Here is a 21,323-nt window from a genome sequence, read left to right on the forward strand (position 1 = left end):
GTAAAACGCCACCTGCTCAACGTATAGGCAGGAGTAACAATCAACTTGGGGTCAAGTCTGGCAATCGGACACGAGCCCGACAGTAACGGCGTGGGGTCAAGTCTGACATTCGGACACGAGCACAACCGTAGCGGGCGCTACGGTTGTGCTCGTGTCCGAATGTCAGACTTGACCCCAATGTGACGGCAGAGGTCGTGTCCGAATGCCAGACTTGACCCCACGGGGGGTTAGCGGTTGGGGACGCTGAACCAGTTGCCGGTGTTGTGTTGCTGGTCGTCGGGTTGCTTGCTCAGCGCGGCGGCGGCGCCCGCCAGCGCTTGACGGCTGCGGTAGTGCTGCAGCGCGTCGGCCATCGCTTGTGCGTTGCTATCGACCGCCGCCGTGTCGGTCTTGCACAACGCCGCTTGTGGCGCCGGCGCCGCAGGAGCGTCGCTGGCGTAGGCGGCCATTGCGTTGCTCAGGCCGCTCACTTGCTGTTGCAACGTGGCCGCTGTCGTGGCCGCGGTCGTCTGCGCCAGGAACCAGACGTCGGCGCTGGCGTGGCTGCTGCCGTCGGTGCCGGTGTAGCTCGATGTCAGGCCGACCACGTTGCCGTTTTGTTGCGTCAGCGCGTGGCCGGCGCTGGTGCTGATGGCGGCGATGCCCAGCTGGTCCAGCGTCTTCAACTCGCGGGCCTGGCTGATGCCGTCGGAGTTGCCATCCACCCACACCCGCAGCGCGCCGAAGGCGCTGTCGGCGCTGGTGATCTGGCCGTCGCCGTTGCTGTCGAGCGACTTCAGCGCGGCGTAGCCGTCGGCCGCCGTGCTGCCATCGGCCAGCCTGGTGGCGCTGCCGAACAGTTCGCCACCGTCGTTGATGATGCCGTCGCCGTTGCGGTCCAGGGCCAGCAGGCCGTCGTGGGCGTCGACCCAGCCGGTGTGCACGGCCTTGCCTTCGGCGCGGATGTCGAATTGCACCCCGGCCGTGATGCCCAGCGTTTGCACGCCGTTGCCGTCCAGGTCCAGCACCAGCGGCGTGGCGTAGTTGGTCGACGAGGCGTTCAGCGCCATGGTCTGTGTGACCGACATCGCCAGCACCTGGCCGCCGGTGAAGGCGTTGGCCTGGGTGACGCTGAGCGCGGTCAGCCCGGCCGTGGTGAGCGACGGCACCTGCGCCGCCGTGAACGCGGCGATCTGGTCGGTGGTGAAGACGATCAGCTGGCTGGTCTTCAGGCCGGCTACCTGGGCGTTGGTCAGGCCGGCGATCTGCGCGGTCGACAGGTAGCCGATCTGCGTGGCCGTCAGCGAGCCGAGCTGGCTGGTGCTCCAGGCGCCCAGCTGCGTGGTGGTGAAGGCGTTGATCTGGTCCACCGTCAGCGCGGCGATCTGGGCGTTCTTCAGCGCCGCCATCTGCGCGGTGGTCAGCGCGGCGGCCTGGGTGCCGGTCAGCGCGTTGAGCTGGGTCGAGCTCAGCGTCTGCAGCTGCGAGGTGGTCACCGCCTGCAGCTGGTCGGTGCTGAACGCGGCCATCTGGTCCACCGTCAGCGCGGTGATCTGGCTGAGCTTGATGCTGGCGACTTGCGCCGTGGTCAGCGCCTGGACCTGCGTGTTGGACAGCGCGGCCAGTTGCGTGGTGTTCAGGTAGCCGATCTGCGCGGTGCGCAGCGCGGCGATCTGGCTGGTGCTCAGCGCGAACATCTGGTCGGCCGTCATCGCGCCCAGTTGCAGGCTGGTCAGGGCTTGCATCTGCGCGGTGTTCAGGCCGGCCAGCTGGCCGGCGGCCAGGCTGGACACTTGCAGCGTGCCCAGCGCGGCGACGTCGGCCGTCTGCAGCGCGCCGATCTGGTTGGTCGACAGCGCGGTCACGGCGTTGATGCTCAGCGCGGCGGCTTGCGCGGTGCTCAGCGAAGCGATCTGGTCGGTGCTGAGGACGTTCACCTGCGGCACGTCGATGGCGGCGATCTGTGCGGTTTTCAGGCCGTGGATCTGCGCCGTCGTCAACGCGACGGTCTGGTCGGTGGACAGACCGGTGAACTGGCTGGCGGTCAATGCGGCGACGTCCTGCGTGTCGAGCGCGGCCACCTGCGCGGTGCCCAGCGCGGCCAGCTGGACGGCGCTCAGCGTCGGCATCTGCGCGGTGGACAGGCCGCTGACCTGGGCCGTGGACAGCGCGGCGATCTGGTCGGTGGAGAGGTTGCTGGCCTGGTCGGTGGTCAGCGCGGCGATCTGCGCGGTCTTCAGTGCGCGGATCTGGTCGCTGCCCAGCACCAGCAGGTTGTCGAGGCTCAGGCCGTACGCCAGCTGCGCGGTGCTCAATGCGGCGATGTGGTCGGTGTCGAGCGCGGTCACCTGGCCGGTCTGCAGGCCGTAGGCCAGCTGGCTGGTGCTGAAGGCGGCCAGCTGCGCCAGGCTCAGGGCGTTCAGCTGAGCGCTGTTGAGCTCGCTGACCTGGGCGGTGGTGAAGGCGGCGACCTGGCGCGTGCTCATCGCGTTCAGGTCCACCGTTTCCAGCGCGGCGATCTGGGCGGAGGTCAGCGCGGCGACCTGTTGCGTGGACAGCGTGGACGCCTGCGCGGTGCTCAGCGCGACGATCTGGTCGGTGGTCAGCGCCTGCACCTGGGCGGTGCCCAGCGCGACGGTCTGCGCGGTGCGCAGCGCGCCGATCTGGTCGGTGGTCAGGGCGGCGATGGCGTCGCTGCCCAGGCCGTAGGCCAGCTGCGCCGTGCCCAGCGCGGCGATGTGGGCGCTGTCCAGCGCGGCCAGCTGGGTCGTGCTGAGGCCGTTGTTGATCTGGCTGGTGGTCAGCGCGGCCAGCTCGGCCGTGGTCAGCGCGTTGAGCTGGTCGCTGCCCAGCGCGGCGACCTGGTCGCTGCCCAGCGCCACGATCTGGCGCGTGCCGAAGGACGACAGGTCGGCTGTTTCCAGCGCGGCGACCTGGGCCGTGGTGAGGGCCGCCACCTGGCGCGTGGCCAGCGAGCTGGCTTGCGCGGTGGTCAGCGCGGCGATCTGGTCGGTGCCCAGGCCGCTGGCGACCTGGTCGGTGGTGAGCGCCGCGACCTGCGCGGTGCCCAAAGTGGCGAACTGGTCGGTCAACAGCGCCTGCAGCTGGTCGCTGCCCAGCAGGACGACCTGGGCGGTGGTCAGCGCGGCGAGGTCGGCCGTTTCCAGCGCGGCCACCTGGTTGCTGGTGAGCGCGGTCAGCTGCACGCTGTTCAGTGCGCGCACTTGCGCGGTGCTCAGCGCGACGATCTGGTCGGTGGCGAGCGCGGCGAACTGCGCGGCCAGCAGGTGGTTGACGGCGCTGGTGCCCAGCGCGGCGAACTGGTCGGTTCCCAGCGCGGTCAGCTGGTCGGTGCTCAGCGCCGGCGCCTGCACCGAGGTCAGCGCGGCCACTTGCGCGGTGCTCAGCTGGCCGAATTGCGCCGACGTCAGTGCGGTGATTTCCTGCGTGGTCAGGCCGGTGAAGGCGCTGCTGGACAGGGCGTTGAGCTGGTCGCTGGTCAGTGCGGCGAACTGGGCAGTGCTGAACGCGGCCAGCTGGTTGCTGCGCAGCGCCACAAAGTCCTTGGTGCTGAGCGCGGCGATCTGGTTGGTGCTCAGGCCGCCGATCTGCAGCGTGCTCAGCGTGCCGACCTGGGCCGTGCCGAGCGCCTGGATGTGGTCGGTGCTGAGGGCGGCGATCTGGCCGCTGGCCAGGCCGGCGATCTGCGCCGTGGTCAGCACACCGACCAGGTCGGTGGTCAGGGCGGCGATGTTGGCGCTGCCGATGACGGCGATCTGCGCCGAGCCCAGCGCGACGAAGTCGGCGGTCTCCAGCGCGTCCAGCTGGTCGCTGCTGAGGGCGGCCACTTGCGCGGTGCTCAGCGCGGCCACCTGCAGGCTGCTCAGGCCGACCATCTGGTCGGTGGTGATGGCGCCGAACTGGCTGGCGTTGAGCGCGCCGATCTGCGTGCTCGACAGCGTGGCGAAGTTGTCGGTGCTGATGGCGGCGATCTGGTCGCTGCTCAGCGCGTTCAGCTGGCGGGTCGCCAGGTTGTCCACTTGCAGCGTGGTCAGCGCGGCGATCTGCGCGGTGGTCAGCGCGGCGGCCTGGGCCGAGGTCAGCGCGTCCATCTGCGCTGTGGTCAGGTTTTGCAGCTGGTCCATCGTCAGCGAGACCAGCTGGCTGGTGGTCAGCGCCTGCACTTGCGCGGTCTTCAGCGCTTGCAGGTCGTCGGTGCCGAGCGCCTGCAACTGGTCGGTCGACAGCGTCACCAGCTGGTTGCTGCTCAGGGCGGCCGCCTGCGCGGTGGTCAGCGCGCCGACGTGGGCCAGGTCCAGTTGCGAGATCTGCAAGGTGCTCAGGGCCAGGATCTGGTTGCTCAGCAGCGCGGCCAGGTCGGGCAGCTCGATCGCGGCCAGCTGGTCGGAGCTGAGCGCGGCCAGTTGGGACGTGCCCAGCTGTGCGTATTGCTGCGTGGTCAGCGCGATGATCTGGTCGGTGCTGAGGGCGCGGAACTGCGCCGTGCCCAGCGCGTTCAGTTGCGCCGAGCCCAGGTTTTGCAGCTGGTCGGCGATCAGGACGTTGAGCTGGTCGCTGCCCAGGGCGGCGATCTGCGCGGCCTTCAATGCGTTCAGGTCGTCGCTGCCCAGGGCCTGGATTTGCGCCGAGCCCAGCGACAGCAGCTGGCTGGTGGTCAGCGCCTGCGCCTGCGCGGTGGTCAGTGCGGCGATGCGGTCGGCCGCCAGCGCCTGCATCTGGCTGGTGCTCAGCGCGGCGATCTGCGCGGTCTTCAGCGCGGCCAGGTCTTCGGTCTCGATCACGGCCACTTGCTGCGTGGACAGCGCGGCCACCTGCGCCGTGCCCATGGCGACGAATTGCTGCGTGGTCAATTCAACGATCTGGTCCGAGCTCAGCGACTGGATCTGCGCGCTGCCCAGGGCGTTCAACTGCGTGCCGCCCAGGCTCTGCACCTGGGCCAGCGCCAGCGCGGCGATCTGGTCGCTGCTGAGCGAGGCGATCTGCGCGGTCTTCAGCGCCAGGATCTCGTCGGTGCTCAGCGCCTGCACCTGGTCGGTGGTCAGCGCCTGCACCTGCGCGGTGGCCAGGCTGGACGCCTGCGCCGTGGTCAGCGCCTGCACCTGGTCGGTGGTGAGCTGCTGGATCTGCGCGGTCTGCAATGCCGCCAGTTGCGCGGTCTTCATCGCGGCCAGGTCTTCCAGTTCCAGCGCGCGCAGCTGGTCGCTGCTCAATACGCCGACGCCGGCCGTGCTCAGGCTGCCGATCTGCTTGGTGGTCAGCGCGACGATCTGGTTGGTGCCCAGCGCGGCGATCTGGTCGGTGGTGAGGCCGCCGATCTGCGCCGGCGTCAGCGCCTGGATCTGGTCGGTGCTCAGGTTGTTCAGCATGCCGAGCGCGCTCAGCTGGGCTGCCGTCAGCACGGCGAAGTCGGCCGTGCTCAGCGCGCCGATCTGGTCGGACGACAGCGAGGACAGCTGGGCGGTCGACATCGCGCCGACCTGGTTGCTGGTCAGCGCCATGATCTGGTCGGTGCTCAGCAGCGTGACCTGGGCGGTGCGCAGCGCGTTGATCTGCGCGGTCTTCAGCGCGGCGATCTCGTCGGTGTTGAGCGCGGCTAGCTGGCCGGCGCTCAGGGTGGCGATCTGGCCGGTGGCCAGCGCTCCCACTTGCAGCGTGGTCAGGGCGGCGATCTGCGCGGTCTGCAGGCCGAGGAATTGCGCCGTGCTCAGCGAGGACAGCTGGGCCGCCGTCATCGCCTGCAACTGGTCGGTGCCGATGGCGTCGAGCTGGTCAGTGCTTAGCGATTGCAGCTGCGCGGTGCGCAGCGCGGCCAGGTCTTGCGTTTCCAGCGCCTGCACCTGGCCGGTGGTCATCGCCGTCAGTTGCTGCGAGGTCAGGCCGGACACCTGGATGGCGGTCAGGCCGGCGATCTGGTCGCTGTTCAACAGGATGAACTGGCCGGTGCTCAGGGCCGCCACTTGCAGCGTCTTGAAGGCGGCCAGGTCCTGGGTCTCCAGCGCGGCCAGCTGGGTGGCGGACAGCGCGCGCACCTGGGCCGTGCCGAGGTTGGCGGCCTGCTGCGTGCTCAGCGCGACGATCTGGTCGCTGGTCAGCGCCTGGAACTGGGCGCTGCTCAGGGCCGCCATTTGCGTGATGCTCAGGGCGCGGAACTGGTCGCTGCCCAGTGCTTCGAGCTGGTCGGTGGTCAGCGCCAGGATCTGCAGCGTGCGCAGCGCGGCGATGTCGGCGGTGGAGAACACCTGCAACTGCGCGGTGCCCAGCGCGGCCAATTGGCGCGAGCTCAGGCTCGATACCTGCGTGGTGGTCAGCGCGGCCGCTTGCGCGGTGCTGAGGCTGGCGATGACGTCGGTGCCCAGCGCGGCGAACTGCGCCGTCTTGAGCGCGGCGAAGTCCTGGCTTTCCAGCGCGTTCAGCTGGTCGCTGCCGAGGGCGGCGATCTGCTGCGTGGTCAGGTTGCTGACTTGGGCGGTGGTGAGCGCGGCCAGCTGGTCGCTGTTGAGGGCGGCGATCTGCGCGGTCTTGAGCGCGGCGATCTGCGCCGTCTTCATCAGCGACAGGCCTTGCGTGCCCAGCGCCACCATCTGGTCGCTGCTGAGCAGGGCGACTTGCGCCGTGGCCAGTCCGGTCACCTGCGCGGTGCCCAGGTTGGCGATCTGCGCCGTGGCGAACGCGGCCAGTTGGGCGCTGCCCAGCGCGGCCAGCTGGGCCGTGGTCAGCGCTTGCACCTGCGACGCGGTCAGCGCGTTCAGGTTGTCGGTGCCGAGGCCGGCGATCTGCGCGGTCTTCAGCGCGGCCAGGTCGCGCGTTTCCATCGCGACGATCTGGCTGCTGCCCAGCGACAGCAGCTGGCGCGTGCTCAGGCTGCCGACTTGCGCGGTGGTCAGCGCGACGATCTGGTCGCTGCTCAGCAGGCTGATCTGGTTGCTGCCCAGCGCGGCCAGTTGCGCCGTCTTCAGCGCGGCCAGGTCGTCGGTGGCGATGGCCAGCAACTGGTCGCTCGACAGCACGGCGATTTGCTGGCTGCCCAGGTTGCTCGCCTGGGCGGTGGAGAGCGCGGCGATCTGGTCGGTGCTCAGCGCGGCCAGCTGCTTGCTGGTCAACGCGGCCAGCTGCTGGGTCTTGAGCGCCTGCAGCTGGGCGGTGGTGATGGCGGCCACGTCGGACGTGGCCAGGGCCACGACCTGCTGCGTCTTGAGCGCGGCCAGGTCGGCCGTTTCCAGCGCGACGACCTGGTCGGTCGACAGCTGCGCCACTTGCTGGGTGGCCAGCGCGCCCGCTTGCAGCGAGGTCAGCGCGACGATCTGGTCGGTGGTGACGGCGGCCAGCTGGTTCGAGCTCAGCGCGTTGAGCTGGCTCGATTTCAGCGAGGCCCAGTCGGCCGTGGTGAGCGCGGCCACCTGCTCGGTCAGCAGATAGCCGATCTGGGCGGTGCTCAGGGCGTTCACTTGCGCGGTGTTCAGCGCGCCCAGCTGGGCCGAGTTGAGCACGCGGATCTGGTCGGATGTCAGCTGCGTGATCTGCGCCGTTTTCAGCGCGGCCACCTGGCCCACGGTCAGCAGGGCGATGGCCTTGGTGCCCAGGCCCAGCAGCTGGCTGGTCTGCAGCGCGGCGAAGTCCTGGGTTTCCATGGCGTTGAGCTGGTCGGTGCTCAGCGCGTTGAGCTGGCCCGGCGTCAGTGCGCCGGCCTGGGCGGTGTTCAGGGCGACGATCAGGTCGGTGCCCAGCGCGGCCACCTGGGCCGTGGTCAGGGCGATGATCTGCGCGGTCTTGAGGGCGGCGAAGTCCTGCGTCTCCAGCGCGTTGAGCTGGTTGGTCGACAGCGCGGCGATCTCGCGCGTGCTCAGCGCGGCGGCCTGCGCGGTGGTCAGCGCGACGATCTGGTCGGTGGTCAGCGCGGCGATCTGGGCGGTGGTGAAGTTGCTCAGCTGGATGCTGGACAGCGCGGCGAACTGCGCCGTGGTCAGCGCGGCCACGGCGTTGCTGCCCAGCGCGGCGGCCTGCTGCGATTTCAGCGCCACCAGGTCCTGCGTTTCCATCGCGGCCACCTGGTCGGAGGTGAGCGCGGCGATCTGCTGGGTGGCCAGCGAGGCCACCTGCTGCGAGCCCAGGCCGACAACCTGGTCGGTGGTGAGCGCCCCGATCTGGGCGCTGCCCAGCGCGGCCAGCTGGGCCGTCTTGAGCGCGGCCAGGTCGCGCGTTTCCATCGCGGCCAGTTGGCCGGTGCCGAGCGCGGCGAGCTGGCGGGTGGTCAGCGCGCCGGCTTGGGCCGTGGTCAGGCTGACGATCTGGTCGGTGCTGAGCGCGCCGGTCTGCTGGGTGCCCAGGGCCGCCACCTGCGCGGTGGTCAGCGCGGCGACCTGGTCGGTGCTCAGGCTGTGGATGTTATTGGTGCTCAGGCCCGCCAGCTGCTGGGTGCGCAGCGCGGCCAGGTCCTGCGTGTTCAATGCGGCGAGCTGGTCGCTGCTCAGCGCCGACAGTTGCAGCGAGCTCAGGGCGTTGGCTTGCGCGGTCTTCAGCGCGGCGACCTGGTCGGTGCTGAGCGCGGCGATCAGGCTGGTGCCCATGGCGGCCAGCTGTTGCGTCTTGAGCGCGGCCAGGTTGGCGGTGCCCAGCGCGCCCAGTTGCGTGGTCGACAGCGCGGCCACCTGCTGCGAGGCCAGGCCGCCGATCTGGGCGGTGCTCAGCACGGCGATCTGGTCGGTGCCGAGCGCGGCCACTTGCGCGGTCCTCAACGCGCCCATTTGCAGCGAGGTCAACGCGGCGATCTGGTCGGTGCCCAGCGCGGCCACGCCGCTGGTGGACACGGCGGCGATCTGCTGCGTGCGCAGCGCGGCCAGGTCCTGGGTTTCCATCGCGGCCAGCAGGGTGGTGCTCAGCGCGGCCAGCTGCTGCGTGGCCAGGCCGGCCGCCTGCGCGGTGCCCAGGCCGGCGATTTGGCCGGTGCCGAGCGCGTTGATCTGGGCGGTGGTGAAGGCCGCCACCTGCGCGGTCTTCATCGCGGCCAGGTCGCGGGTTTCGATGGCCGCCACCTGGTCCGAGCTCAGCACGATGATCTGCGCCGTGCCCAGCGCGGCCACCTGGGCCGTGGTGAGCGCGACGATCTGGTCGGTGGACAGGCCGCGCAGCTGGCCGCTGCGCAGTGCGGCGATCTGGGCCGTGGTCAGCGCGGCGATCTGGTCGGTGCTCAGCACGGCGGTGCTGAGGGTGTTCAGCGCGTTCAGTTGCTGGCTCTTGAGCGCGGCGAAGTCCTGGGTTTCCATCGCGGCCAGCTGGGTGCTGGACATCTGAGCCAGCTGCAGCGTGGTCAGCGCGGCGGTCTGAGCGGTGGTCAGCGCGACGATCTGGTCGGTGCTGAGGGCGGCGAATTGCTTGGTGGTCAGCGCGGCGATCTGCGAAGTCTTCAGCGCGGCGAAGCCGTCGGTGCCGAGCGCGGCCAACTGGTCGCTGCCGAGGGCGCCGATCTGCTGGGTCGACAGGTTGCTGCTTTGCGCGGTGCGCAGCGCGGCCATCTGCGCCGTGGTCAGCGCGCCCAGCAGGCCGGTGCCCAGCGCGAGCAGCTGCTGTGTGCCGAGCGCGGCGATGTCGTCGGTGTCGACGCTGGCCAGCTGGTTGCTGGAGAGGGCGGCGATCTGGCGGGTCTGCAGCGCGGCGGCCTGGCTGCTGCTCAGCGCGACGATCTGGTCGGTGCCGAGCGCGCGCACCTGCGCGGTGTTGAGCGACACCAGCTGGGCGCTGCGCAGCGCGGCGATGTCGGCGGTGCCGACGATGGACAGCTGCTGCGTGCCCATCGCGGCCAGCTGCAGGGTCGCCAGCGCGGCGAACTGGTCGGTGGTGAGGCCGTTGACCAGCTGGTTGGTGCTCAGGCTGACGATCTGGCCGGTGGTCAGCGCCGCGATCTGTTTGGTGGTGAAGCCGTAGCCCAGCTGCTGCGTGGTGAGCGTCTGCAGGTTCTGGGTGGACAGCGCCCGTAACTGGCTGGTGCCGAACGCGGCCAACTGATCGGTGCTCCACGCGGTCATCTGCAAAGTGGAAAGCAGCACGATATCCGCAGTCGTCAGTAAAGCGATCTGATTGGTCTGCAGGCTGGCGATTTGGTCGGTCGTTAAACCAGGTACGAGTGATGGCATGTGAAATAGTCTCCTTACGGAAATATATAGTACCGCCAAACGATGTCATAGAGTAAGCAAAGGGCGAAAAGTAGTTCAAATCTTGGCCTGAAAACAATGACTTAGCGCGTTTTCGGTCATCGAATTGTCATCAATTCTCACGGTCAAAGTAAGCATTTAGGAAACACTGTAAGATCGTGGCTTGCGATACAACCCGAGCCCTCCTGCCATGTTGCTGACTCCCGCCACATTTACCCCGCTGATCCGCCCCCAGGACCATGACGATCCATTAACTTTCGTGTTCCACCGTGGAGAGTTGCTTTTGCGCAACGAAATCCTCGGCCTGCCCGACCGCGAGACGGTGGCGGCGCTGAACCTGCCGGCCGAGCGCTTCCACGCGCTGGGCCTGTGGGAGGGCCGCTACTACCAGCTGGCGTGGGTCGACCAGCCGCAACTGCCGGGGCCGGAATACGGCTACCACGGCCTGCGCTCGCTGTTCGGCATCGTCGACGAGGGCTTCGTGGCGCTGGCCGCGCGCGCCAGCCAGCTGGCCGAATGGGCGCGCACCCACCGCTACTGCGGCGTCTGCGCCACGCCGATGCGCCAGCTCGAAGGCGAGCGCTGCTACAAGTGCCCGAGCTGCGGCATGAGCGCCTATCCGCGCATCTCGCCGGCCATGATGGTGCTGGTGCGCAAGGGCGACCAGGTGCTGCTGGCCATGCACGCCAACGCCCCGTACAAGCGCTACACCGCGCTGGCCGGCTTCCTGGAGGCCGGCGAGTCGATCGAGGAGGCGGTGCACCGCGAGGTGTACGAGGAGGTCGGGCTGCGCGTGCACAATCTGAAATACTTCGGCAGCCAGTCGTGGCCGTTCCCGCATTCGCTGATGATCGCCTACACCGCCGAGTACCTGGACGGCGAGATCCGCGTCGACCAGAACGAAATCGCCGACGCCCGCTGGTTCGGCGCAGGCGACGAATGGCCGGACATGACGGTCACGGTGTCGATCGCCGCCGAGTTGCTGAATGCCCACCGGCCGCAGCGCTAGCCGGTAGCCTGCCGCGGATTTCTATATACTGTCGGCAATCGTAAAAAAAAGGTGTTTCATCATGTCTCAAAAAGAATTTTCGGAAGGCGACTGGCGTCGTCTGATCGCCAGTTTCGGTGAAGATCCCGACCGTCCGGGCCTGCTGGAAACCCCGGCCCGCGTCTCCAAAGCATGGAAACACTGGACCTCCGGCTACGCCCAGGACCCGGTCGAGCTGCTGAAAGCGTTCGAAGACGGCGCCGAGCAGTACAACGAGCTGATCGTCGTGCGCGGCATCCCGGTCTACAGCCACTGCGAACACCACCTGGCGCCGTTCTTCGGCAAGGCCACGGTCGGCTACGTCCCGAACGGCAAGATCGTCGGCCTGTCCAAGCTGACCCGGCTGGTGGACTGCTTCGCCAAGCGCCTGCAGGTGCAGGAACGCATGACCATGCAGATCGCCAACGCGCTGATGGAAGTGCTGGAACCGAAGGCGGTCGGCGTGGTGGTCAAGTGCCGCCACCTGTGCATGGAAAGCCGTGGCATCCGCACGCCGGGCGAAGAGACGGTCACCTCCGCCATGCTCGGCGAGCTGCAGCCCAACCTGGCGATGCGCACCGAATTCCTGGCGCTGGCGCGCGAGTCCTAAGCGGCATGGCGGCGATCGCATGGCAGCACGGCGGCCTCGACGCCGCCTTCGCACTGGCGGCCGCGCGGCAGCGGCCGTTGTTCCTGTACTGGGGCGCGGTCTGGTGCCCGCCCTGCAACCGGGTCAAGTCCGAGATCTTCGCGCGCGACGAGTTCATCGAGCGTTCGGCGGCGGTGGTTTGCTGCCAGCTTGACGGCGACAGCCCCGGCGCGCAGGCGCTGGGCGCGCGCCACGGCCTGCGCAGCTATCCGACGCTGGTGCTGTACGCGCCGGACGGCAGCGAAATCACGCGCCTGCCGTGCGAGCTGGACGGCGAACTGTTCACGTCCGCCTTCGACAACGCGCTGGCCGTGCACGCGGCCGGCTCGAGCGCATCGAGCGCGCTGGCGGCGGCCCTGTCCGGCGAGCGCAAGCTCAGCGCCGGCGAGTGGTCGCTGCTGAGCCATTATTCCTGGGACACCGACGAAGGCCGCCTGCTGGGCACGCGCGCGCTGGCGCCGACCCTGCTGGCGCTGGTGCGCGCCTGCGACGACGCCGACGCCGGCGCGCGCCTGCAACTGCACGCGCAACTGGCCACGGCCGGCAAGGACATCGACGCCGAAGCCAACGCCGCGCTGTTGCTGAAGGTGTTCGCCGACGCGCGGCTGGCGCGCGCCAACATGGACATCCTGGCCAACAGCGGCATCAACCTGATCAAGTTCGCCACGCGGCGCGAGGAACTGGTGGCCGCGCTGGGCGCGGTTGCCGCGCAATGGGCCGACGACTTCTGGCTCGGCGCGCCGGACCGCCTGATGGCGGTGCGCCTGCAGATGCGCCTGGGCCGCCTGCTGGCGCCGTCACAAGGCTTGCAGGAGCGTGTTCGTGAGCGGGTGGAGCAAGCGCTGGCTGAGTCGACCGATCCGTACGAACGGCACACGCTGGTCAACACGGCGGTGAGCGCCTTGAACGACGCCGGCCTGTCGGCGCAGGCCGAGCAAGTGCTGCTGGCCGAATTGCCGCGTTCGCATTCACCGTACTACTTCATGCTGAGCCTGGCCTCCAGCGCCAAGCGGCGTGGCGATACGGCGGCGGTGCTGGAGTGGTACGGCAAAGCCTGGCAAGCGGCGGTGGGACCGGCGACGCGTCTGCAATGGGGCGTCACCTACCTGAGCAGTTTATTGGAACTGGCGCCGCAGGACAGCGCCCGCATCGAGCAAGCCCGCGAAGCCCTGCGCGCCGACATCGCCCAAGCCGGCGCCGACGCCCATCACCAGCGCAACCAGGCCCAGCTGCAAAAACTCAATTGGGGTCAAGTCTGACATTCGGACACGAACTCTGCCGTAAGGTGGGGTCAAGTCTGACATTCGGACACGAGCTCAGCCGTTATACCGGCGTTCCAGCGCGGCGACGGCGCGGCTCACCGTTTTGACCGAGACGCCGAAGTGCTCGGCGATTTGCCGCATCGAAAACGCGGTGGAGCGGTAGGCTTCCGCCATCGCGACGTCGCGCGTGTACTGCAACGCGTACTCGTCAAGCAACATCGCCAGCGCGCGCCGCTGCACCCGCGCGATTTCCACCGACCTGGATTCCTTCGCCGATTCGCGGTGCTGGGCGATGAACCCGGCATCACCCAATATGCACCGGAAGCGCACCTGCTTGAGTGGGCTGTCCGCATGCATGCCGGCCATGACGAACTGGTGATAGGCAAGCCGCGCCGCCATCTGATCCTGGCCGAAGCAGGCCAGCAGCCAATTGGTCGCCAGCCACGCGGCCGCCGGTGCCTCGCCGGTCATCGCGCGATAGCTGCTCCACTCCCAGTCCCCGGGCGCGCACGCCATGCCGGCACGCACAGGATTCAGAACGATGTAGCGCGCCAGTTCGCGCAGGTAGCTCTCCTTTTGCACCAGGATGGCGTGATATCGGCCCTGCATGACGTGGCCGACCAATTCGTGGCGGCGGTTGTAGTACTGCGAATACGCGCTGTTCAACTGGCGCATGCCTCGTCCGAGATTGCCTTCGGGCGTTTCGATCAGCACGTGATAGTGGTTCGCCATCTGGCAAAACGCGTGGACGACGAAATGAAAACGCTCGCATACACGTTCGATTTCCGCGAGCCAAGCCAGGCGATCGCTGCGATCGCGAAAGATGCGCTCACGCCGGTTGCCGCGGCAAGTGACGTGATAAAGCGCACCGGGGAATTCGAGTCTGAGTGGACGGGCCATCGCCACAATGTAGCCGCTGCGCGCCGGCACGGCGCTGATGCAACGCAGAAGTCGTCACAGTCCCGGCCGCCATATACGGAAGAGCCCGTGTCCGAATGCCAGACTTGACCCCAACAATCAGACTTGACCCCAACAATCTTCAGCAGAGCTCGTGTCCGAATGTCAGACTTCGTATATTGAGCGTACCGCATCTCCATCGGATAATAACGAAGTAAGTGCGGCCGGGCGGAGTGACGCTGATCAGACTTAGTGCCATGGAGCACGTGGGTCAGATAGGTGCCTCTGCCTGTTTCATTTGATAAGTCCGAACGGTATCTTGGGCCATCGCGTCAATGCGTAAGCCTGCATACGAGGAAGGTCAAAAAATGGATGCGATATACGCAGCAGTAGGTATTGATGTCAGTAAGAGAAAATTAGATATTGCACTGCTGGTCAACGGAAAAACCAAGACCAAGGTGCTGGAAAACTCCATCGAAGGTCACCGAGCGCTGCTCGATTGGCTGGGCAAATCCAAGGTGCCGTTATCGGCCTTGCACGTTTGCATGGAGGCGACCGGGGTGTATTCCGAGCCGGTGGCGCTTGCGTTGCACCAGGCCGGCCTGATGGTGAGCGTGGAGAATCCGGCCTGCATCAAAGGCTTTGGCCACAGCGAGAATATTCGCAACAAGAACGATGCCATCGACGCCGGCCTGATCGCTCGCTACTGCGCAGCAATGCGGCCTGCGCCCTGGAGTCCGCCGCCGCTGGAACAGCGCCAGTTGCGGGCATGGACACAGCGCGTTCAAGCCTTGAAGGATATCCGCCAGCAGGAAGAGAACCGGCTGGAGGCGTTAGCCATCGGTGGAATGGACGAGGTGGTGCAGCACGTGCGGCAGCATATCACCTGGCTCAGCGCAGAAATTGAGAAGCTTGAAAGCGACATCGACGATCACATCGATCGCCATCCTGGCCTGAAGCACGATGCGGAGTTGCTCACCACAATCCCCGGCGTAGGGATGACCACGGCGGCCAAAGTATTGGGGAGTTTGGGCGATATCCGCCGCTTTGGCAGTGCGAAAGCCTTCGCCGCCTTCCTTGGCGTAACGCCCAAGCAACGCAGCTCCGGAAGCTCAGTGAGGGGACGAACGACCATCAGTCGAACAGGCAATACATCATTGCGCGCTGCGCTGTATATGCCTAGCCTGGTGGCGCGCCGTCATAACCCCATCCTGCGCCAATTCGCTGAGCGGCTTGCCGCGACTGGCATGGCACAGAAAGCCGTGATCGGTGCAGTCATGCACAAACTGGCTCACTTGATTTATGGGGTGATACACAATGACAAGCCTTTCGATCCTAATTACTTATCGAAAGGGCTTGCCATTCAAGACGGTATCTAACCCCACATCAGCGCTTGAATTCGGCGTTGTCTTTCCATTGCGGGCGGTCTTTGCCCTGGGCCACCTGGTAGCCGGCTTTGAACAGCAGTTCGATGTCTTCCACCGCGCCGCTGGTGTCCCATTTGGCTTGCACCGTGTCGTTGACGGTGTGGTACTGGTGCGCGCTGTAGTTGAGCAGCTTCTCGCGCCCGTAGCCGGCGGCCTTGCCGATGAAGTTGGCGCTGCTGCGCAGATACACCACCGGCACCCCGCCCCTGGCGAACTCGAACTGGTCCCCGCGGTAGAAGCTGCCGTAGTCGGCGTTGCTGTCAGGTCGCACGCTGCGACCCTGGCCGCGCGCGATGCCGATCACCAGATCGTCGGCGCTGGATTTACCCATGCCGCTCAACTCGACGTCGCGCGTGCGGCCCCACATGTTCAGACCGTCCACATTGATGTTCAGCAGCGTCTTGTTCAACGGGTAGGCCGGGTTGCGCGCGTAGTATTGCGCGCCCAGCAGCCCGCGCTCCTCGGCCGTGGTCAGCACGAAGACGATGGTGCGCTTGGGCGCCACCGGCAGCGCCTTGTAGGCGCGCGCGATTTCCAGCAGCGCGGCGACGCCGGTCGCGTTGTCCATCGCGCCGTGGAAGATCTGCTGCGTGCGCGGCCCAGGCAGCGTGTCGTCGATGCCGAAGTGGTCCCAGTGCGCGCTGTAGACGACCGCTTCGTTCTTCAACTGCGGATCGGAGCCGGGTATCCTGGCCACCACGTTGTGCGAGCCCACCTCGCGCCACGCGTTCAGCGCCGTGACGTTGAGCTTGACACCCAGCGGCACCGGCTTGAAGTTGCGCGACAGCGCCTGTTGCTTGAGCGCGTCGAAGTCCAGTCCGGCGGCCTTGAACAGCTCGCGCGCGCGGTCGCCCTGCAGCCAGCCGGGAATGGCCGGGAACAGCGGATCGGGCGTCTTGCCCTTGATGGCGAAGTTCTCGCGGCCCCAGCTGTTGCGCACGACGTCGTACGGATAGGTGGCCGGCTTGGTCTCGTGCACGATCAGCGCGGCGGCCGCGCCCATCTTGGCCGCCATCTCGAATTTGTAGTTCCAGCGGCCGTAGCGGGTGGTGGCGCTGCCGCCGAACATGGCCGGGTCCAGCAACTTGGGATGCTTGGGGTCGGGCAGCTGCGGGTCGTTGATCAGCATGACCAGCGTCTTGCCCTTGAGGTCGGCGCCCTTGTAGTCGTCCCACTGGAACTCGGGCGCCTGCACGCCGTAGCCGACGAACACCAGCTCGGAATTGGCGACTTCGATTTTCTTGTCGGTGCGCGCGGTCCACGCCACGTAGTCGTCGCCGAAGGTCAGCTGCTTGCTCTGGCCGTCCTTGATGTAGCTCATCGTCGGATGGCTGGAGATCGCCACCAGCGGCACCGGCTGCAGGTAGGTGCCGTCCGGGTTGCCCGGCTCCAGGCCCATCTTCTTGAACTGCTGTTGCAGGTATTCGATGGTCACGGTCTCGCCGTGGGTGCCCGGCGCGCGGCCCTCGAACTCGTCGGAGGCCAGCGTGGTGATGTGTTCCAACAGACGTTCGCCGTCGATGCGCGGCGTCGCCGCCTCGGCCGGTTTTCCGGCCTTGGGCGCGGCGGCCAGGGCATGGCCGGTGCACAACGCCAGCAGCGCCATCGACAGTAGGTATCTCATTTGGAAGGGATTGCTAAGAAGGAATCCCTCATTCTGACACATTTTGTTGCTCAAGAACACTAGCAAGCCAATCGACCACCACGCGCACTCGTGGCGACAGGTGGCGGTTGTGCGCGTACACGATGTTCAGCGGCAGCGGCGCCGGCCGCCACTGCGGCAGCACCTCCTCCAGTTCGCCCGAGGCCAGCAGCGGCGCCAGGCTCTGGCGCGGCATCTGGATCAGGCCCAGGCCGGCCAGGCAGCAGGCCAGGTAGGCGTCGGTGCCGCTGACCGACACCTGGCTGCGCATCGGCAAGGTGCGCGCGGCGCCGTCGGCGTCGACGTATTCCCAATCGAGGTCGCGCCCGCTCTGGCTGGAAAAGAAATTGACCGCCGTGTGGTGGCGCAGGTCGTCCAGCGTCTGCGGCCGGCCGTGGCGCGCCAGGTAGGCGGGCGCGGCGACGTTGACCTGCTCCATCGCCGCCACGCGGCGCGCCACCAGCGTGGAGTCGCGCAGGGTGCCGCCGCGCACCGCGCAGTCGATGCCTTCGCCGACCAGGTCGACGTAGCGGTCGGTCGAGCCCAGCCGCAGCTGCAGGTGCGGATGGCGCTGGCAGAACGCCGGCAGCGCCGGGATCACGTACAGGTGCGCCAGCCGCTCCGGCAGGTCGATCCGCACGGTGCCGCTGAGCAGGCGGCCGTCGCCGGCGAACAGGCCGTTGAGGTTGTCGAGGTCGGTGAGCAGGGCGGTGCAGCGCTCCAGGTATTGCGCGCCCTCCACCGTCAGGCTGACCTTGCGCGTGGTGCGCTGGAGCAGGCGCACGCCCAGCTGCTGCTCGATGGCCTGCACGGCGTTGGTGACGCTGGGCTTGGGCAGGTCCAGCCGCTCGGCGGCCTGCGTGAAACTCTTGCAGTCGGCCACGGCCTGGAAGATCTGCATGGCCTTGAACTGGTCCATGATTGTTATCTCTGGTCGAATAAAGTAATAGGATTTACTATATTTATTGCTGATATCGATAATAGCATAATGGCTCCACTCGCTAACCACCCTGGAGATTTCATCATGCAAACACGCAAACTCGGCCGCACCGGCCCGCAAGTCGCCCAGCTGGGCCTGGGCCTGATGGGCATGTCCGACCTGTACGGCCCGGCCGACCGCGGCGAAAGCCTGGCCACCATCCGCGCCGCCATGGACGCCGGCGTCACCCTGCTCGACACCGGCGATTTCTACGGCATGGGCCACAACGAGATGCTGCTGGGCGAGGCGCTGGCCGCCGGCGGCCGCGACGGCGTGCAGATCAGCGTCAAGTTCGGCGCGCTGCGTGACCCGGCCGGCAACTGGGCCGGCATCGACACCCGCCCGGTGGCGCTGAAGAACTTCGCCGCGTATTCGCTCAAGCGCCTGGGCGTCGAGCACATCGACATCTACCGCCCGGCCCGCCTGGACCCGAACGTGCCGATCGAGGACACCATCGGCGCCATCGCCGAGCTGGTCCAGGCCGGCCGCGTCAAGCACATCGGCCTGTCCGAGGTGGGCAGCGAGACGCTGCGCCGCGCCCACGCCGTGCATCCGATCGCCGACCTGCAGATCGAATATTCGATGATCTCGCGCGGCATCGAGAACGGCATCCTGCAGACCTGCCGCGAGCTGGGCATCGGCATCACCGCCTACGGCGTGCTGTCGCGCGGGCTGATCAGCGGCCACTGGAGCAAGCAGCGCGAGGGCGAGGCCGACTTCCGCGGCCTGGCCAGCCCGCGCTTCCAGGGCGAGAACCTGGACCGCAACCTGGCGCTGGTGGAGAAGCTGCGCGCCATCGCCGGCGAGCTGGGCGTGTCGGTGGCGCAGGTGGCGATCGCCTGGGTGGCGGCGCAGGGGGAGGACATCGTGCCGCTGGTCGGCGCCCGCACCCGCGTGCGGCTGGAGGAGGCGCTGGCCTCGACCAGGGTGAAGCTGTCGCCGTCCGACCTGGCGCGGCTGGAGCAGGCGGTGCCGCCCGGCGCGGCGTCCGGCGGCCGCTACGACGCCCACTCGACGGCGGTGCTGGACAGCGAGAACAGCTGACCTATCGGATAAACGGATGAGTTTAAGCGGATATTTGCGCTTTTATATCTGAAAAATTAATCCTACTATGACTCCATCGACGACACAAAGCCGGTTGGCACCCAGGACTGGGTGCCACACTTAATCTGACAAGGAGCATCACATGAACGCCAAATCCATCATCGCATCGGTCTCCCTCCTGCTTGCCGCTGGCGGCGCTTTCGCGCAGGGCCCTGTGGAGCAGAACGAAGTCACCGCCGACATCGCCAACGCCAAGCCGGTCGCCAGCACGGTGACCCGCGCCCAGGTCAAGGCGGAAACCATCGCCGCCATCCAGGCCGGCGCGCTGGAGCAGAACGAAGTCACCAGCGACATCGCCTACCAGGCGGCCCATAGCGGCAAGACCCCCGGCGTGGAAGCGCGCCTGGCCGCCAAGTCCGCCAAGGACCGCAGCGTTCAATAAATCCAGACCGCAGTCTCCCGGCGGGCGCCGCGATGCAGATCGCCGCGCCCGCTGTTTTTTTGATGCACATATGCAAATAAACGACAGTGTCTAGGACACAATTGGAGTATTCTGATTGCCATAAGACAATACGGAGACCCGATACCATGAATAAGTTGTCCTTCCAACAGAAGCTTTGGGTACCGTTGATTTGCAGCCTGCTGTGCATCACCGCCATCTTCATTTACCAGACCCTGCAGATGCGCGACGTGCGCATCGAGGAACGCCAGATCGACCTGATGAATCTGGACGACGCCGGCCTCAGCATCCTCAAGCTGTACGGCGACAAGGCCACTTCCGGCGCCATGAGCAAGGAGGACGCCCAGAAGCAGGCCATGGCCTCGATCCAGGCGCTGCGCTTCGGCAAGGACGGCTACATCACCATCACCCAGGGCACGCGTTCGTTGATGAATCCGTTCAAGTTGGAGAACAACGGCAAGGACATGGCCGACTTCAAGGATCCGAACGGCGTCTACCTGTACCGCGACATCGCGGCGGCCGGCGCCAGGCCCGAGGGCGGCGGCTTCGTGCGCTACTCGTGGACCCGGCCCAACACCAAGGACCCGGTGCCCAAGATGAGCCGCGTGGTGCACTTCGCGCAGTGGGACTGGGACCTGGTCACCGGCGCCTACATCGACGACATCGACAACGCCTTCTACGCCTCGCTGTACAAATCGGCCGGCGTGCTGGCGCTGGTGTGCGTGGTGCTGTGGGCCATCGTCAGCGTGGTCAACAAGAGCCTGCGCCACACCATCGGCGGCGATCCCGAATATGTGGGCGACATCGCCCGGCAGATCGCCGGTGGCGACCTCAGCGCGCACATCAAGACGCATGAGTCGGACCGCGCCAGCATTTTGTACGGCATGAAGTCCATGCAGGCGCGGCTGGCCGACACCATCGGCGAGATCCGCCGCAGCGCCGACACCATCGCCACCGCGTCGGGCGAGATCGCCTCGGGCAATATGGACCTGTCGGCCCGCACCGAATCGCAGGCCAGTTCGCTGGAGGAGACGGCCGCCTCGATGGAGGAGCTGACCTCGACCGTGAACCAGAACGCCGACAACGCGGTGCAGGCCAACCAGCTGGTGATGTCGGCCTCGGCGGTGGCGGAGAAGGGCGGGCGCGTGGTGTCGCAGGTGGTGCAGACCATGGACACCATCAACGCCTCGGCCACGCGCATTGTCGACATCATTTCGGTCATCGACGGCATCGCCTTCCAGACCAATATTTTGGCCCTGAACGCGGCGGTGGAAGCGGCGCGCGCGGGCGAGCAGGGCCGTGGCTTCGCGGTGGTGGCGTCCGAGGTGCGCAATTTGGCGCAGCGCTCGGCCGGCGCGGCCAAGGAGATCAAGGAGCTGATCAACGCCTCGGTGGACAGCATCAACGCCGGCAGCGCGCTGGTGGCCGAGGCGGGCACGACGATGGATCAGGTGGTGGCCAGCGTCTCGCGCGTGACGCAGATCATGTCGGCGATCACCGAAGCCTCGAGCGAGCAGAGCACGGGCATCGGCCACGTCAACATGGCGATCACGGAGATGGATTCGGTGACGCAGCAGAACGCCGCGCTGGTGGAACAAGCCGCCGCGGCGGCGGGCAGCATGCAGGACCAGGCCGGGCGCCTGGCCGAGCTGGTCAGCCGCTTCAAGCTGGAAGGCGAAACCGCCGCCGGCGCCAACCGCCCAAGCCGCCTCGCCCTGCGCTAAAACACTGGGGTCAAGTCTGACATTCGGACACGAGCTCTTCCGTAGCGACGTCGCTACGGAAGAGCTC

Annotated in this window: 11 protein-coding genes; 7 read left to right on the top strand and 4 right to left on the bottom strand. The window is 67.1% G+C overall.

The window, feature by feature from the left end; genetic code table 11:
- Positions 1-227: 227 nt before the first annotated feature.
- Positions 228-10,127: a hypothetical protein gene (locus HUX88_RS13870; protein ID WP_176362140.1), complete on the bottom strand. Its 9,900-nt coding sequence runs from the start codon at positions 10,125-10,127 to the stop codon at positions 228-230.
- Between the two features lie 208 nt (positions 10,128-10,335).
- On the opposite strand from HUX88_RS13870, the gene nudC reads away from it, so the two are divergent.
- The 3 genes from nudC (at position 10,336) to HUX88_RS13885 (ending at position 13,080) form a co-directional block, all read left to right on the top strand.
- Entirely contained in the window at positions 10,336-11,154 is an 819-nt protein-coding gene (gene nudC, locus HUX88_RS13875) for an NAD(+) diphosphatase (RefSeq protein ID WP_176362141.1), read from the top strand.
- Positions 11,155-11,215: 61 nt separating this feature from the next.
- The gene (folE, locus tag HUX88_RS13880) at positions 11,216-11,782 is read left to right on the top strand and encodes a GTP cyclohydrolase I FolE (protein ID WP_117015343.1); all 567 of its coding nucleotides are present in this window, start codon (positions 11,216-11,218) and stop codon (positions 11,780-11,782) included.
- A gap of 5 nt (positions 11,783-11,787) precedes the next feature.
- Entirely contained in the window at positions 11,788-13,080 is a 1,293-nt protein-coding gene (locus HUX88_RS13885) for a thioredoxin family protein (RefSeq protein ID WP_176362142.1), read from the top strand.
- Positions 13,081-13,137: 57 nt separating this feature from the next.
- On the opposite strand, the gene HUX88_RS13890 is transcribed toward HUX88_RS13885, so the two are convergent.
- Positions 13,138-13,983, bottom strand: a complete 846-nt coding sequence (locus HUX88_RS13890; RefSeq protein WP_176362163.1) for a transposase — start codon at positions 13,981-13,983, stop codon at positions 13,138-13,140.
- 332 nt (positions 13,984-14,315) lie between these two features.
- Between HUX88_RS13890 and HUX88_RS13895 the strand changes: the two genes are divergently transcribed.
- Positions 14,316-15,359 carry an IS110 family transposase gene (locus tag HUX88_RS13895; protein ID WP_229219230.1) on the top strand — a complete coding sequence of 348 codons (1,044 nt, stop codon included), beginning with the start codon at positions 14,316-14,318 and terminating at the stop codon, positions 15,357-15,359.
- Between the two features lie 7 nt (positions 15,360-15,366).
- Here the strand turns inward: HUX88_RS13895 and HUX88_RS13900 are convergent, their stop codons facing one another.
- Together HUX88_RS13900 and HUX88_RS13905 are read right to left on the bottom strand one after the other, a co-directional pair.
- Positions 15,367-17,031, bottom strand: a complete 1,665-nt coding sequence (locus HUX88_RS13900) for a M20/M25/M40 family metallo-hydrolase (RefSeq protein ID WP_176362143.1) — start codon at positions 17,029-17,031, stop codon at positions 15,367-15,369.
- A 28-nt stretch (positions 17,032-17,059) separates the two neighbouring features.
- Complete coding sequence (locus HUX88_RS13905) at positions 17,060-17,968, bottom strand: LysR family transcriptional regulator (RefSeq protein ID WP_176362144.1); 909 nt, start codon at positions 17,966-17,968, stop codon at positions 17,060-17,062.
- Positions 17,969-18,073: 105 nt separating this feature from the next.
- Between HUX88_RS13905 and HUX88_RS13910 the strand changes: the two genes are divergently transcribed.
- From HUX88_RS13910 to HUX88_RS13920, 3 genes are all read left to right on the top strand, one after another.
- Complete coding sequence (locus tag HUX88_RS13910) at positions 18,074-19,072, top strand: aldo/keto reductase (protein WP_176362145.1); 999 nt, start codon at positions 18,074-18,076, stop codon at positions 19,070-19,072.
- A 142-nt stretch (positions 19,073-19,214) separates the two neighbouring features.
- Positions 19,215-19,514: a DUF4148 domain-containing protein gene (locus HUX88_RS13915; RefSeq protein ID WP_117015650.1), complete on the top strand. Its 300-nt coding sequence runs from the start codon at positions 19,215-19,217 to the stop codon at positions 19,512-19,514.
- A gap of 146 nt (positions 19,515-19,660) precedes the next feature.
- Entirely contained in the window at positions 19,661-21,256 is a 1,596-nt protein-coding gene (locus HUX88_RS13920; RefSeq protein WP_176362146.1) for a methyl-accepting chemotaxis protein, read from the top strand.
- Positions 21,257-21,323: the final 67 nt, after the last annotated feature.

It is taken from the genome of Duganella sp. BJB1802 (genome assembly GCF_013369445.1).
In the GTDB taxonomy this organism is placed as follows: domain Bacteria; phylum Pseudomonadota; class Gammaproteobacteria; order Burkholderiales; family Burkholderiaceae_D; genus Rugamonas; species Rugamonas vulcania_A.

Coding starts and splice junctions, on each gene's coding strand:
- HUX88_RS13890 (WP_176362163.1), bottom strand. CDS start 13,983: ATGGCCCGTCCACTCAGACTCGAATTCCCCGGTGCGCTTTATCACGTC.
- HUX88_RS13900 (WP_176362143.1), bottom strand. CDS start 17,031: ATGAGATACCTACTGTCGATGGCGCTGCTGGCGTTGTGCACCGGCCAT.
- HUX88_RS13895 (WP_229219230.1), top strand. CDS start 14,316: ATGCGTAAGCCTGCATACGAGGAAGGTCAAAAAATGGATGCGATATAC.
- HUX88_RS13920 (WP_176362146.1), top strand. CDS start 19,661: ATGAATAAGTTGTCCTTCCAACAGAAGCTTTGGGTACCGTTGATTTGC.
- HUX88_RS13885 (WP_176362142.1), top strand. CDS start 11,788: ATGGCGGCGATCGCATGGCAGCACGGCGGCCTCGACGCCGCCTTCGCA.
- nudC (WP_176362141.1), top strand. CDS start 10,336: ATGTTGCTGACTCCCGCCACATTTACCCCGCTGATCCGCCCCCAGGAC.
- HUX88_RS13905 (WP_176362144.1), bottom strand. CDS start 17,968: ATGGACCAGTTCAAGGCCATGCAGATCTTCCAGGCCGTGGCCGACTGC.
- HUX88_RS13910 (WP_176362145.1), top strand. CDS start 18,074: ATGCAAACACGCAAACTCGGCCGCACCGGCCCGCAAGTCGCCCAGCTG.
- HUX88_RS13915 (WP_117015650.1), top strand. CDS start 19,215: ATGAACGCCAAATCCATCATCGCATCGGTCTCCCTCCTGCTTGCCGCT.
- HUX88_RS13870 (WP_176362140.1), bottom strand. CDS start 10,127: ATGCCATCACTCGTACCTGGTTTAACGACCGACCAAATCGCCAGCCTG.
- folE (WP_117015343.1), top strand. CDS start 11,216: ATGTCTCAAAAAGAATTTTCGGAAGGCGACTGGCGTCGTCTGATCGCC.